At 56.0% G+C, this 13,779-nt stretch carries 12 protein-coding genes; 3 read left to right on the top strand and 9 right to left on the bottom strand.

Annotated features, from left to right (window positions below):
* Both ACIQ47_RS06670 and ACIQ47_RS06665 read right to left on the bottom strand, forming a co-directional pair.
* Complete coding sequence (locus ACIQ47_RS06670) at positions 1-846, bottom strand: ABC transporter permease (protein WP_396437397.1); 846 nt, start codon at positions 844-846, stop codon at positions 1-3.
* Complete coding sequence (locus tag ACIQ47_RS06665; RefSeq protein ID WP_396437396.1) at positions 836-1,801, bottom strand: ABC transporter permease; 966 nt, start codon at positions 1,799-1,801, stop codon at positions 836-838. The genes ACIQ47_RS06670 and ACIQ47_RS06665 overlap by 11 nt, the downstream gene beginning before the upstream one ends.
* Positions 1,802-1,858: 57 nt before the next feature.
* Here ACIQ47_RS06665 and ACIQ47_RS06660 point away from each other — a divergent pair, with 57 nt between their 5' ends.
* Complete coding sequence (locus tag ACIQ47_RS06660; protein ID WP_396437395.1) at positions 1,859-2,890, top strand: P1 family peptidase; 1,032 nt, start codon at positions 1,859-1,861, stop codon at positions 2,888-2,890.
* 7 nt (positions 2,891-2,897) lie between these two features.
* Here ACIQ47_RS06660 and ACIQ47_RS06655 read toward each other — a convergent pair whose 3' ends face one another.
* Complete coding sequence (locus ACIQ47_RS06655) at positions 2,898-4,067, bottom strand: TauD/TfdA family dioxygenase (RefSeq protein ID WP_396437409.1); 1,170 nt, start codon at positions 4,065-4,067, stop codon at positions 2,898-2,900.
* Between the two features lie 43 nt (positions 4,068-4,110).
* Between ACIQ47_RS06655 and ACIQ47_RS06650 the strand changes: the two genes are divergently transcribed.
* Both ACIQ47_RS06650 and ACIQ47_RS06645 read left to right on the top strand, forming a co-directional pair.
* Positions 4,111-4,998 carry a LysR family transcriptional regulator gene (locus ACIQ47_RS06650; RefSeq protein WP_396437394.1) on the top strand — a complete coding sequence of 296 codons (888 nt, stop codon included), beginning with the start codon at positions 4,111-4,113 and terminating at the stop codon, positions 4,996-4,998.
* On the top strand, positions 4,949-5,941 hold the full coding sequence (locus ACIQ47_RS06645) for a LysR family transcriptional regulator (RefSeq protein ID WP_396437393.1): 993 nt from the start codon (positions 4,949-4,951) through the stop codon (positions 5,939-5,941). Before ACIQ47_RS06650 ends, ACIQ47_RS06645 begins: the two co-directional genes overlap by 50 nt.
* Here the strand turns inward: ACIQ47_RS06645 and ilvE are convergent.
* The 6 genes from ilvE to ACIQ47_RS06615 form a co-directional block, all read right to left on the bottom strand.
* The gene (gene ilvE / locus ACIQ47_RS06640) at positions 5,928-6,839 is read right to left on the bottom strand and encodes a branched-chain-amino-acid transaminase (protein WP_396437392.1); all 912 of its coding nucleotides are present in this window, start codon (positions 6,837-6,839) and stop codon (positions 5,928-5,930) included. The two genes, ACIQ47_RS06645 and ilvE, sit on opposite strands and share 14 nt — an antisense overlap.
* 5 nt (positions 6,840-6,844) lie before the next feature.
* Positions 6,845-7,807, bottom strand: a complete 963-nt coding sequence (locus tag ACIQ47_RS06635) for a Bug family tripartite tricarboxylate transporter substrate binding protein (protein ID WP_396437391.1) — start codon at positions 7,805-7,807, stop codon at positions 6,845-6,847.
* Positions 7,808-7,825: 18 nt separating this feature from the next.
* The gene (locus ACIQ47_RS06630; RefSeq protein WP_396437390.1) at positions 7,826-8,431 is read right to left on the bottom strand and encodes an RraA family protein; all 606 of its coding nucleotides are present in this window, start codon (positions 8,429-8,431) and stop codon (positions 7,826-7,828) included.
* 73 nt (positions 8,432-8,504) lie between these two features.
* Positions 8,505-10,127 carry a thiamine pyrophosphate-binding protein gene (locus ACIQ47_RS06625; RefSeq protein ID WP_396437389.1) on the bottom strand — a complete coding sequence of 541 codons (1,623 nt, stop codon included), beginning with the start codon at positions 10,125-10,127 and terminating at the stop codon, positions 8,505-8,507.
* Positions 10,128-10,138: 11 nt separating this feature from the next.
* Entirely contained in the window at positions 10,139-11,617 is a 1,479-nt protein-coding gene (locus ACIQ47_RS06620) for an aldehyde dehydrogenase (RefSeq protein WP_396437388.1), read from the bottom strand.
* Positions 11,618-11,627: 10 nt separating this feature from the next.
* On the bottom strand, positions 11,628-13,754 hold the full coding sequence (locus ACIQ47_RS06615) for a hydantoinase/oxoprolinase family protein (protein ID WP_396437387.1): 2,127 nt from the start codon (positions 13,752-13,754) through the stop codon (positions 11,628-11,630).
* Positions 13,755-13,779: the final 25 nt, after the last annotated feature.

The raw sequence follows: 13,779 nt of genomic DNA, 5'->3' as shown, positions 1-13,779 counted from the left end.
TCACCTCTGCCTGGCCAGCCGGGGGTCGAGCACATCGCGCAAACCATCGCCCAGCAAATTCAACCCCAGCACCGCCAGCGCAATCGCTGCGCCCGGGTACACCGCGAGCATGGGGGCTTGGAACATCTGCGACTGCGCTTCGTTGAGCATGCGGCCCCAGCTGGGCTGCGGCGGCTGGGTGCCCAGGCCCAAATAAGACAAAGCCGCTTCGGCGAGGATGGCGATAGCGAACTGGATGGTGGCCTGCACGATCAGCACGCTGGCGATATTGGGCAAAACATGCGCCAAGGTGATGGCCAATGGGCCTTTGCCCGCAGCACGCGCCGCCGCCGTGTAGTCCCGCGCCCAGACCGCGTTGGCCGCGCCCCGCGAAATGCGGGCAAACACCGGGATGTTGAAAATGCCAATGGCCACGATGCTCACCACCAGACCCGGCCCGTAAATCGCAGTCAACATGATGGCCGACAACAAGGCTGGGAAAGCAAAGGTGAAGTCCGAGGCGCGCATGATGACTTCTTCGACCCAGCCGCGCCGCGCCGAAGCCAGCAAACCCAAAGGCACGCCCACACCCAAGCCAATGCCCACCGCGATGAAGCCCACCAGCAAAGAGTTTTGACTGCCCACCAGCAGCAAAGAGCCGATGTCGCGCCCCAGGCTGTCGGTGCCCAGCCAGTGCGCGGCGCTGGGCGAGGCCAATTTGTTCGGAATGTCGATGTCGCCCACCGGGTAGGGCGACCAGAACAAGGACAGCACGGCGCACAGCACCATCAGCAAGACCATGGCCCCGCCCGTCACAAAACTCGGGTGGCGCAAGGCGCGTCGCCAAACCGTGTTTTTATTCAGCATGGCCCGCCTTCAGTCGTGGATCGATCCACGCGTACAGCACGTCGATGCAGAAGTTGATCAGGATGACCAGCGCCGACAGCAACATGACCACATCGCGCACCACGATCAGGTCGCGGTTGGCAATGGCCTGAAAAATCAGCCGCCCAATGCCGGGCAGCACGAACACGTTTTCGATCACGATGGCGCTGGTGATCAGGTTGCCAAACTGCAAGCCCATCACCGTCAGCACCGGGATCATGGCGTTGCGCAGCACATGGCCCCACAGCACCTGGCGGCGGCTCAGGCCCTTGGCGCGCGCGGTGCGCACAAAGTCTTCGCGCAAGGTGTCGAGCACGGCCGAGCGGGTCACCCGCGTCAAGATGGCCGTTTGCACCGCAGCCAGAGCCATCGCGGGCAAGAGCAAGGCTTTGATGCCCTCAAAAATACCGCCGCCATCGTCTTCGGACCAGCCCGGAAAACCGCCCGCGCTCACCCACTCCAGGTGCACCGCGAACAGCAAAATCAAAAGAATGGCGAGCCAAAAATTGGGCAAGGCCAAGCCCAGCTGGCTGAGCGTCATCACGCCCACATCGCCCGCCTTGTTTTGCTGCGAAGCGGCATAAATGCCCAAAGCCAGCGCCAGCGCCACCGTGAGCCCCATGGCCATCACGGCCAGCGGCAGCGTCACCTGCATGCGCTCGGCCATGAGCTGCGCTGTGGGGGTGTCGTAAGAGATGCTCAGGCCCGTCTGGCCCTGCAACATACCGCCCATCCAGCTCATGTATCGGGTGGCTGCGGGCTGGTTCAGACCTAATTTTTCTTCCATCGCCGCGATCGACTCGGGCGTGGCCGTTTCGCCCAAAATAACCTGCGCGGCATTGCCGGGCAAAAGTTCAAGCACTGCAAACACCACGACCGAGGTGGCCAGCAAGGTCAACACAAAGCTCAACAGCCGTCTCAAAAAGAACAGGGGCACGCGCTATCCTTGGGGTTTGTGAGCCAGATTAAAAAAAGGCAGAACATGTCATCTGAAATGATTGTAAACAGCAGCCAGGGCAGCATCGTGGATGTGCCCGGCCTGCGCGTAGGGCATTACACACTGAGCGAGCGTCTCACGGGATGCTCGGTTGTGCTGGCCCCTGACGGCGCGGTAGGCGCGGTGGACGTGCGCGGCGCAGCCCCCGGCACCCGCGAGACCGATTTGCTGGACCCTGCCAACCTGGTGGACAAAGTGCATGCGGTGCTGCTCAGCGGCGGCAGCGCCTTTGGCCTGGACGCCGCCACGGGCGTGGTGCGCTGGCTCGATGAGCAGGGTATTGGCTTTGAAACCGGCTATGGGCGTGTGCCCATCGTGCCTGCAGCCGTTTTGTTTGACCTGCCCGTGGTGCGCGAGGGCGACAACCCGACAGCACGACCGAACGCTGAAGCCGGTTACGCCGCCTGCGAAGCGGCATCGACCGCGCCACCCGCATCAGGCAATGTGGGCGCAGGCGCGGGTGCCTGCGTGGGCAAACTGTTTGGCCTGAACCGCTGCATGAAAGGCGGCATTGGCAACGCCAGTGTGCGCGTGGGCCCTTGGGTGGTGGGCGCCTTGGTTGCCTGCAACGCGGTGGGCGATGTGATCGACCCTGCGACAGGTCAAATACTGGCCGGTGCGCGCACAGTCGATGGTCAAAACCTGCTCGACACACAACGCGCTTTTTTACAAGGCGAACGCGGCAACCGTCCCCTGCCCGGCACCAACACCACGATCGGTGTGGTCGCGACCAACGCCATGCTCACCAAAGCCCAAGCCAAACGCCTGGCCATGAGCGCCCACGACGGCCTGGCCCGCAGCATCCGACCCGCGCACACCACACTCGATGGCGACACCTTGTTTGCGTTGGCCACAGGCACTGAAAACTGTCCGGTGGATCTGATGCTGCTCACTGTGATGGCGGCCGAGGCCACAGCGTTGGCCACGGTGGATGCGATTTCAAGAGCACGGACAACGAACACCACCTTAGGCTGCATTCCTGCGGCGGTTGAATTTCAAAATGAACACGGCCACCATGAGTCCGATTGACTCCAAGTCAAGAAGACGCCAACGTCATCCCCAATCGTTTGGCCTGTCGGGCTTCATAGGACAGAAACTCGTCCGTGATGTTGCTGCCGCGAACACCTCCTCGCACTGAGCCGGCTTCAATGCCACCAAAATACTCTTTCCACAGCGGTGGCAATCTCTGCCCCTGCGGCAGGCTCAGCCACAGGCGCAACAAATGCCGCTTGAGTGCCGGTTCATCGTGGTCTTCAAAGTTGGTGCGGGAATGAATCACCACGTAATTGTTGAGCAGCTGCATATCACCACGGTCCAGTTGCATCGAATAACAAAATTGTGGATCGGGCAACAAAACGTCCAGCAAATTCAGCAACGTGATCTGCTCCTCGGTTAACCGAGGCACCTCAGTAAAGTCGCGCTGGGCAGCCGTGACATTTTTGCGATTGGCGCGCAAAGAGAAGAATTCAGGATCGTCGCCCAAAATGGGGCACTTGTAAAAAGGCGGTTGTTTGGGATCGTTGGCACCCTGGTAGCTGTAATAAAAGGGCTGCTGCATCACAGGAATCAATTCGGGTCGCAGGCGTTTGATCTCGTTGACCACCGCGATGGAGCTGGTCACCATGCTGGTTCCACCCATTTTGGCTGTTTGCAGACACAGCAAGGCCACCACGTCACAGGAGTCGACATGGAAATCCAGACCCGCATTGGTGTTGTAGCCCCGTCCATTTTTGACCTTGTAACTGCCCCCCTCGTCCCGTACATCGTTCATGACCTGACTGGCTTGGTTCTGCGTCCTGGCCACACCCACATTCAAGCCAATGCCCCAATGGGCCAGGCGCGCATCTTCGACAGACCAACGATGAACAGGGAAGCCCTTGATCAAGCACATGCCGAAATCTTTTTGCGTGACATCGAACGCCCGATCAATGGCCTCTTTGGCTGCCCCTGAAAGCGGAAAGTCATCAGAGGTCATCTGCAGCCAGTCTTTACCCGTTTTTTTGGCATGCGCCAAAGCACGCTCAAACCCTTCAATCGCCTCAGCACTCAGCCAATGAACCCATGAAGAGTCTTGATGCAAATCCTGAGCTAACCAAGGTCTGGGCATGGGATGAACTGGGATGGGGGTAGCATGCATTGAACGGTCTCCTGGGGTCAAAACTTTGCCGAAATTTTCAGCAAAAGACATCTTAAAAACATTCTTCATCAATAAAAGACACATTTCGTTGAATGCTACTTAAAATAATCTGATGAAGTTTTCTTTCTTTGAAACGCTGGAAGCCGTTCTGCGAACAGGCAGCTTGAGTCGTGCCGCAGACGAAATGAACCTCACACCCAGTGCGGTCAGCATGCAGATGAAGCAGGTGGAAGTTTTTTTCGGGCAGCCTCTTTTTGATCGCTCGGGTTTGCAGGTCAAGCCCATGCCATTTGCACACGAAGTGGCCAGTGTCATGCAACTGCCCATGCAACAAATTGAGCAGCTTCGCCGACGCAATTCCATACAAATCGAAGGCTCGATACGCTTGGGCGTCATTGAAAGCATGCAAGCTAGCTTGCTGCCCGGCGTCATTCAACACCTTTTGAAGAAACACCCTGCCCTGCAATTGAAACCCGCAAGAGGACGCGCCGTTGAACTCATCGCGGCCGTCAAAGCCAATGAACTGGATGCTGCGATCGTGGTTCAACCCGTCAAAGGTGGATCACAACGCCTGCATTGGCAGCACCTGTTCAAAAACGAATTGGTCGTCATTGCGCCGCCAACCGCCAAGACGGCCAAGATACAGCAACTGTTTTGTGATTACCCATGGATCCGCTTTGATGCCAGCACCAGCACCGGCAAATTGGCTGCACAGTGGATCGGTCAAAATATGCCGCAAGCTCAAAGAAGCATGGATTTACCTTCTGTTCATGCCGTGTTGTCCATGGTCAATGCCGGACTGGGGGTGTCGATGGTGCCGTCGATTGACCCCCGCATGATGATGGCCTATCCCGTGCGGGTTTATCCCATCGGCAGAGGGGCTCCGGCGTTGAATGTTGTTTTGCTCACCAGAAAAAATGAACCCAAGACCCGGTTGATGGACGCCTTGTTTGAATCCATTCAAGCTGCCACCAGCATCATGCCCATCACTGCTCATTGAACACTGCTGCAAGGATTTCATGCATTACGACTTGACAGATTTGCGTCTTTTTTTTCACGTCGGGGAACAGTTGAATCTGACACGGGCGGCCGAAAAATGTTTTTTGTCTGTTCCTTCCGCCAGCTTGAGGATCAAGCAACTTGAAGAAAATTTTCAAACGCCACTGATGCTTCGGCAAGCCAAGGGTTTGCAGTTGACTCAGGCGGGTGAAGCCATGGCCAATCACGCCAAACTTGTGTTGCAACAATTGGAGGTCATGCATGCCGATCTGAGGCCTTATGCCCTGGGCGTCAAGGGAAGGATCAGGCTTCAAGCCAACAGCACAGCCACCAACACTTTTTTAGCCAAGGCGCTGTCGGCTTTCCTGAATGACAACCCCGACATCGACATTGATCTGGAAGAATTGCCCTCGCGCGACATCATTTCCTCAGTCGCCAAGGGTGCCGCCGATTTAGGCATCGTGGCCGGGTCTGTCGACGCCGACAAAATTGATGTGGTCCCGCTGTATGCCGATGAGTTGGTGGTCGTTTGTCATTCGGGCGCCGCCATTGCCAACGAAATTTCGGTGAAATTGTCTGACATTCTGGACAATTACCGTTTTGTGGGCCTCAACCAATTCAACTCCATTCAGTCATTTCTGGACCGCAAAGCCCAAAACATTGGCAAGCGAGTGAATTTGAGAATCCAAGTCGGCAATTACGACAATGTCTGTCAGATGGCTGCTGTTGGCGTGGGCATTGCCATTGTTCCTCGGGCCATTGCGCTGAGCCATGCGAAATCAAGCGACTTGCGCATGATCCCCCTCGAAGATCCTTGGGCAAGACGACAAATCAGCCTGGTTAAGCAGCAGCAGCGGATGCTGCCCAAATTCAGCGAGGATTTGATTCACCATTTAAAATTGGCCGCCAGCCAAGCGCCAACCTCTGCCATCAAACCGGCGTGAGCCACCCATGACGGTCAGGCGTCAAACCCCTGACAGTTTCAAAATAGATTTTTTGCATGCTGCGGGTCTGCATTCCGATCGTGCCATCGCCCACCGGCAAGCGGTCGATCTGAACGACCGGAATGATTTCCTGACCCGTTCCACATAAAAACGCTTCATCCGCAAAGTACAACTCGCTGCGGTCTATCTCGCGCTCCACAACAGCCCGTCCAGTGGTTTCCTGGTACAAGGTGATGACGGTGTCTCTTGTAATGCTTTCCAAAATGTTGCTGCCGATATGGGGCGTGATGAGCTTGCCATCACGCACCATGAAAAAACAAGCAATCGGTGCTTCAGACACTTTGCCGGATGGCGTCAACATCAATGCGCCGTCGTAGCCATCGGCCTTGGCTTGCAACTGCGTCAATCGGGCGTTGTGATAATTGGCCGTGGCCTTCACGCGGGGTGGGCTGGCATTATCAGACAGTCGGCTCCAGGAGCTCACTCCCAAGCTCATGCCCGTGTCTGCGAATTTGGGCCGCTCCCGAGGGGATGCAGCTGCGGTGTAACCCACAGGCCCCGTTTGGGCCATCAAACCCAATGCTTCGATGTACACCAAAAGACGAATGTAGACATCGTCATCGGGTTCGTTGGCGCGGATCAAACCCGCCAGTTCCTGTTTGATTTTTTCTGGATCGAAAACGTGGTCAAACCGCATCACCTTCATCCCGGCCTGCAATCGCTTCAGATGCTCCGCCAAGCGAAAAATCTTGAATTCACCTGTGACCGGGTTTCGATAGGCACGAAGCCCCTCAAACAAGGCCGTCGCATAAGTCATGCCCAATGTCATGGGATGTACTTTGGCCTCGGCATAGGGCATCAATTGCCCATTTTGCAAAATGATATTGGCTTGCCACATAAGGTTCAATCTTTCTTGAGACCCAGTTCGGGAATCAAACGACCCATCTGACGGTACACCCCCGTCACGGATGCCGTGAATTCGGCATGTCCTTGATAAGCCGTCGAGCCCTTGAGCTTGTTGACCAAGTCTGCAAATCCAGGGGTTTTGACCATGTCAGCCGCTGCGGCATTCCACTCCTTGATCACGTCGGCAGGAATACCTGCGGGTCCAGCAACCCCATAAAAGATGGGCACTGAAATCGGAAAGTTCAATTCTTTGTAGGTGGGCACGCGTGGGTATTCAGGGATTTTGTCTGGGCCACTCTCGGCCAAAAGTCGGATCGTTCCGGCCGCTGCGTGGGGAGGGAATTCGGCAGCAACCAGCGCTTGGATCTGACCACCCAGCAAGCCGTTCATGGCATCGGCGCCGCCTTTGTAAGGCACATACGTGGCTTGTATGCCTGCAGCCCGGAATGCGGCTTGTGTGGAGATATGGGTTCCACCGTTGGTTGCCGCTGTTGACCAGAACAACTTGTTGGGGTTGGCCTTGGCCCAAGACATCAACTCTTCAATGGTCTTGTGGGGTGAATCCGATTTGACAAACAGCGGCTGTGCACTGACCAAGGTCTGAAACAAGTAAGTGAAGTCCTTGGCAGCGTCATAGCTCACAGTCTGAAAATACGGCGCGACGGTGAATGGACTGGTGGTCGCCAACGCAACGGTATAGCCATCGGGCTTGGCTCTGGCCAAGATCCCTGCCGCGATCGTCGCGCCAGCCCCGGGCTTGTTGTCAACGACAACCGGCACTTTCCAGCGCTCCTTCAGGTAATCAGCGATCCATCGCGATGAAATGTCACCACCACCGCCTGGCGCAAAGCCCACAATGATCGTGATCTGTCTCGATGGAAATTTATCTGGCGCTTGGGCCTGCGCCGTGCTGAAAGCCCATAGCGATGCGATGAACATCACCATTTTTGAAATCGACATTGACATACTGGTCTCCTTTTATTGATTGACAGACAAAACAAGTCCTGCACGCTCAATGGCCGCGTCTAGCCATGCAGGCGAAATAAACCCTTGCGCTATGGAAGCGATGCGCAAACTCTCCTTTTCCATTTTCTTGACCACTTCTTGCGCAACGGTGGCGACGGATGAAAAGGGAACGACCACAACACCATCGTCATCCCCCACGATCAAATCGCCAGGATGGACCGTCACACCGGCACAGTCAATGGTCGTCTGAAGCCAGGCTGGCCCATCTTTTCGGCACTGCTGCGCATAAATACAAGTCGCAAAAACGGGCCATGGCTCAGTGCGCAATTTTTCTGCATCACGAACAGCGCCGTTGAGGACAATACCGGCAAGCCCTTTGTGCATGGCGGCCATTGCCATGATTTCACCCACTGGAGCGCCCAAAGCGCCACCCGATTGCTCCGCCACGATCACATCGCCGACCTTGGCTTCTCTGACCGCCACATGCATCCCCAGATTGTCTGCAGGCGGCAATTTCAGCGTGTAAGCGGCTCCGAGCAAACGCATGCCGGGCCGCAAGGCGCGAACGGATGAATGCATGACATGGCCCGGGCCCAAAACATCGCTGATGGTGGCCACAGGCAAGTAACGATAGGCCTCAATGAGGTCTGTGGAGGGGCGTTCGAAAGCAGGTCCAATCGTCAACATGTCGTTAACCCCTCATGGCTTTGAGCTGGTGTGCATACCCCGATGCATCAATCTGGACATCGATCAGGCAAGGCCCATCCGCATCAAGTGCGGTTTGCAGCGCTTGCGTATATTCAGCTTCATTGTGAACCGACAAACCCAATCCACCCAATGCTTGCATGGCACCCGCAAAATCATGCTTGCGCCACCGCACGCCCCGTGTCGGCAATTGCCGACTTTGCTGCTTGATGTCGATGAGTGACAGTGCGCTGTCATTGAAAACAACCACCACGACCTTGGCTTGTGTCTCGACAGCCGTACACAGTTCGCCCATGCACATCATCAAGCCACCATCACCGGTGAAACACATGACGGCTTGAGAAGGATCGTCCAATGCACAGGCAATGGCGGCGGGCAATGCAAAAGCCATGGATGCCAGTCCGTTGGAGATCAGCACGTCGCCCGGTCGGGTGCTGGGGAAAAAAGCGGTGGCAGAAAACATGTGTGCGCCCGCATCCACCGCCATGCGAGGCACGATTTTTTTATGGGCACAGGCCTGCGCAGCCAATTGCACCACTTTGTCAGGCGCCACACCAAATTTCACGGGTGGGTAGGCCAACTTCTCTAGCACTTGCGTTCGGATGTTTAACCATTCAGAGGGTTGCCAGCCAGAAGGGTGATCATGGAGTGCGGCGTTCAATTGACTCAGGATCGCCTCCAGAGAACCCGTCACTCTGGCTTCAGCTTGGACATAGTGCACACGATGCTCGACCTTGGAAATTTCACAAACCGCTTTGCCATAGCGCCAAGGTTGCAAGATCATTTCAACCGGATCCAATCCCACCAAGACCATCAGGTCTGACTGAGCAATACACTCCGCCTCTTGGAGTCCACCCGTAAAAACCCCCACGACCTGAGGGTCCTCATCGGACACAACCCCTTTGGCTTTGTAGGTCGGCAAGACAGGGCAGCCCAGCAATTGCGCCAATTGCCTGACTTGCTTTGCATACTGACGGGCCTCCAGTCCGACAATCAAAACAGGTCTTTTGGCATGACCCAGGAGTTTTTGAACGGTTGCAAGATCTTCCAAAGAAAAGGCAACAGGGTCGGATGGTTTTGGGATCACAGCCTGATCTGGCAGCACGCGTTTAGCCGCTTCACTGGTCAACTCGATGTGCACCGGCCCAAACGGCGCAGATGCAGCCAGCGCCAGCATGGCGTCGATCTCAGCCACAGGATCAGGCCCTTCAAGTCGGCTGAAACCTTTGACCACAGGGGCCAACATGGCCTTCTGATCGAACACCTGGTGGGTGATGTAGGCCAGTTGCTTGGGCGTGAAACCATCGGTGATCACAAGAACTGGCGCACGATCCAGCGATGCGTAGGCCACGCCATTGGCACCATTGGCCACACCAGGCCCTTTGGTCATGATGGCCACACCCGGGATGCCCGTGGTCTCGGCCATGGCGCCCGCCATCATGACTGCCGCATTTTCCGACTTCGTCAACACAAAATCGATGTCCAACCGTGCTGCGGCTTCAATCACGTCCAAGGAAGAGCCGCCACCGGGCAGTCCGAACATTCGTTTGACACCCGCTTGACTGAGCGCTCTTGCCAAGGCTTGGGCAGTCGTGATGGTGTTTTCCATGTCAACGCCTTTCATCGACGGATATAGGGATTGGCGGCAGGACCACCGGTGTATATCCAAACGCTCTTGACTTGCAAATAGTCATAAATCGCATCCAAGCCGTTTTCGCGCCCCATTCCTGAAGACTTGAAACCACCAAAAGGTGAGGTGTAACTGGTCGAACGGTAGATGTTGATCCAGACGGTACCCGCCACCAACCTGTTGGACATATCGACTGCTCGGCGCAAGTTCTCAGTCCAAACACCAGCAGCCAAGCCATATTGCGTGCCATTGGCAATGCGCACAGCGTCGTCATCGTCCTTGAATTTGATGACACTCAGCACGGGGCCGAACACCTCCTCCTGCGCAATGCGCATCTCGGGTGTCACGTTCACAAAAATGGTGGGTTGCACAAAGAAGCCTTTGGCACCTTCAGGCCCCTGAGCCACCGCTCCGCCCATCACACAATGAGCGCCTTCATTCTTGGCAATCTCGATGTAATCGAGCACTTTGCGGTGCTGCTGCTCGGTGGTGATGGGACCGAGTTGTGTATCTGGCGACATGGGATCGCCAAATCGCGCGGTGCTGGCCAATGCCACCAACTTTTCAACAAACACATCGTGGATCGATTCGTGAACCAGCAAACGGGAGCCTGCAATGCAGGTCTGTCCACTGGCTGCAAAAATGCCCGAAATCGCCCCTGACAGAGCGTCCTCGATCCGGGCGTCCTCAAAAACGATGTTGGCCGACTTACCGCCCAGCTCCAAGGTCACATGCTTGAAATCAGCAGCTGCGGCCACATTGACTCGCCGACCGCCTGACTCACCGCCCGTGAAAGCCACTTTGCGCACCAAGGGGTGCGTAACCAAAGCCTCACCCACATCAGCCCCTAAACCAGTGACCACATTGACCAACCCAGCAGGCAATCCCGCCTGGGCAGCCAAGGCGGCAAATTCGAGCGTAGATGCAGAGGTGTATTCAGAAGGCTTGATCACCACCGCATTGCCTGCGGCCAGTGCAGGCGCCACCTTCCATGCCAGCAACAGCAATGGGGAATTCCAGGGTGTGATGCAGGCGGTCACACCGATGGGTTCGTAGCGCGTGAAATTGAGCACATGGGGTTTGTCAATGGGCGGCACTGCGCCTTGTATCTTGTCTGCAAGCCCCCCGTAATAACGAAACCACTCGACCAAATACTTACACTGATTGCTCATTTCAGCGTAGAGTTTTCCGTTGTCACGCACCTCAATTTCTGCCAGGCGTGGTGCATGCTCCAGCAACACGTCGGCAAATCGAATCAAGGTCTGACCGCGCTGCGAAGGCGTCATGCGCGACCATGGACCTAGACGCATAGCTCGCTCAGCGGCCTGAACAGCGCGATCGACGTCCTGTGGGTTTCCCAAAGGTATTTCGGCCCACTTTTCACCTGTGTATGGGTTGACCGAATCCAGCCAACGCCCGGACGAGGGATGGACCCACTCACCGTCAATGAACATCAAATAACGTTTCATTTACCAACTTTCAAGAAGACTGAAGAGGCAGGTCAATGCGCAAGTTCCAATGCGCATCAACAGTCACCCGGGCCAAGTGAGGCACAACCACCGTCGATTCGCGCTCTTCGATGATGGCAGGGCCTTCCAAAACAGCACCCACTGCCAGCAAATGGCGGGCATAAACCGGGGTCGTCACGAAAATTTTTCGCTGAACACAAAAGACGGGCCGATGACTTTTGAGTGCAGCGTCCGCTTGGGGCAAGGCCGCCTCATCCAGCGAATCGGCCACTTGCAGCAAATCAGGCGATGGGCCTTGCACCACCACGCGCCAAGACACCACTTCGGCGGGCGTGTCTTTTTCGGTTCGGCCGTACAACTGTTGGTAGCAAGTCGAAAACCCATGCGCCATTCTGGCCACCAGATCGGCCATGGGCGAGACCATGTCCACGGGCACCTCCACCTCGTATCCCTGCCCCACATAGCGCATGGCAGCACTGACCTTGACACGGCACTGGTCCAGGGTCAGGCCGGAATGGGACATCATCGCAAGACCCTTGTTTTTCAAGTCATCAACAAGCGCTTGCACTTTGTTTGGATCGAGCAGTGTCAAAGTTGAAATCTGAGCTTTGACAAACTGAAATGACATGGGCGATGCCAGAAACCCAAAAGCCGATGCCACGCCAGCACCGCGAGGAATGAGAACGTGGCGCATGTCGAGTTTCATGGCCACATGACATGCGTGAACGGGTCCAGCCCCGCCAATGGGCACCATGGCGTAATGGGATGCTTTCAATCCCTTTTCCAGTGCATGGATGCTGGCGGCCTGAGCCATGGCTTCATTGACGGTTTCATGAATGCCAAATGCCGCATCCACCAAGGACAAAGACAAAGCTTGGGCGATCTGGGTTTCGATGGCTCGGCCAGCAGCGGCCAGGTCCAGTTGCATGTCACCGCCCAAAAATGAGCCTGCCTCCAAATAGCCCAGTACCAGGTCTGCGTCTGTCACCGTCGGATCGAGGCCACCCTGTCCATAACAGGCGGGACCGGGGACGGCACTGGAACTGTCGGGTCCGACCTGAATCAAGCCCAATTGATTGACCCTGGCAATGCTGCCGCCGCCCGAGCCGATCTCAATCATGTCGATCGCTGGCACCTTCAGAGGTATGCCACTGCCTTTGCGAAAACGCTGCAAACGCGCCACTTCAAAATCATTGATGACCTGCGATTCAGAGCCATTGATCAGGCATGCTTTGGCGGTCGTGCCGCCCATGTCAAAGCAAAGAACATCTTTTAAACCGGCTATTTTTCCGATCAACGAAGTGGCTTGCACGCCCCCGGCAGGGCCTGACTGAACCAGTCGAATCGGATAAGCCATGGCGGTCGTGTAATGGACCGTTCCGCCGTCCGATTGCATGAGGTACAAATCCTTTTGGAAGCCCATGGCTTTGAGGCCCTGGATCAAACCCGATATGTATTTTTCAAACAAGGGCTGGACGTAAGCGTTGCATACCGCCGTGGCTGTCCGCTCATATTCGCCAATTTCAGGCATGACTTCGCTGGAAATGCAAATGGTCACGCCTGGCAATAGGCCCTGCAATATTTCCTTGGCCTTCAACTCATGCCCATCGTGTCTGAAGGCATGCAAAAAGCAAATGGCGACCGCTTGAGCCCCGGCATCCCGAATTTGCTTGGCGATGGGTTTTAGCGCCTCGACGTCCAAGGGCTCGATCACGGCGCCATCAAATGCCACCCGTTCCTTGACCTCGAAACGCAGTGATCGGGGCACCAATGGCTCCACCGGTGTCAAGAATAAATCATAGATGTCGTAGCGCCATTCACGGGCAATTTGCAACACATCCCGAAAACCCAGCGTGGTCACCAATGCCGTGACAACACCTTTTCGCTCGATCAATGCATTGGCAACCAAGGTGGTGCCATGAATGATGTTGTCCACTTGCTCGGGCAAGACCCCATTGTTTTTCGTGATCAGGGACACGCCGATCAACACCCCTTGCGAGGGGTCGTGCGGTGTTGTCAGCACCTTTTCATTGACCAAGTGACCTTGTGAATCGATCATGACCAAATCGGTGAAGGTTCCACCAATGTCCACCCCAATCCGGTAAGGACCTTTCATCGCAATCGGTTCACGGCTCATGAAGCTCTGCCTTTGTTTGCATTCA

This window comes from Limnohabitans sp., from assembly GCF_044373035.1.
GTDB lineage: Bacteria > Pseudomonadota > Gammaproteobacteria > Burkholderiales > Burkholderiaceae_C > Limnohabitans_A.
This window is presented reverse-complemented; position numbering and strand designations above follow the sequence as displayed.

Excerpts from the sequence above, each read along its gene's own strand:
- ACIQ47_RS06625 (WP_396437389.1), bottom strand. The coding sequence starts at position 10,127 with ATGGAAAACACCATCACGACTGCCCAAGCCTTGGCAAGAGCGCTCAGT.
- ACIQ47_RS06615 (WP_396437387.1), bottom strand. The coding sequence starts at position 13,754 with ATGAGCCGTGAACCGATTGCGATGAAAGGTCCTTACCGGATTGGGGTG.
- ACIQ47_RS06670 (WP_396437397.1), bottom strand. The coding sequence starts at position 846 with ATGCTGAATAAAAACACGGTTTGGCGACGCGCCTTGCGCCACCCGAGT.
- ilvE (WP_396437392.1), bottom strand. The coding sequence starts at position 6,839 with ATGTGGCAAGCCAATATCATTTTGCAAAATGGGCAATTGATGCCCTAT.
- ACIQ47_RS06635 (WP_396437391.1), bottom strand. The coding sequence starts at position 7,807 with ATGTCGATTTCAAAAATGGTGATGTTCATCGCATCGCTATGGGCTTTC.
- ACIQ47_RS06655 (WP_396437409.1), bottom strand. The coding sequence starts at position 4,067 with ATGAAGAATGTTTTTAAGATGTCTTTTGCTGAAAATTTCGGCAAAGTT.
- ACIQ47_RS06650 (WP_396437394.1), top strand. The coding sequence starts at position 4,111 with ATGAAGTTTTCTTTCTTTGAAACGCTGGAAGCCGTTCTGCGAACAGGC.
- ACIQ47_RS06660 (WP_396437395.1), top strand. The coding sequence starts at position 1,859 with ATGATTGTAAACAGCAGCCAGGGCAGCATCGTGGATGTGCCCGGCCTG.
- ACIQ47_RS06620 (WP_396437388.1), bottom strand. The coding sequence starts at position 11,617 with ATGAAACGTTATTTGATGTTCATTGACGGTGAGTGGGTCCATCCCTCG.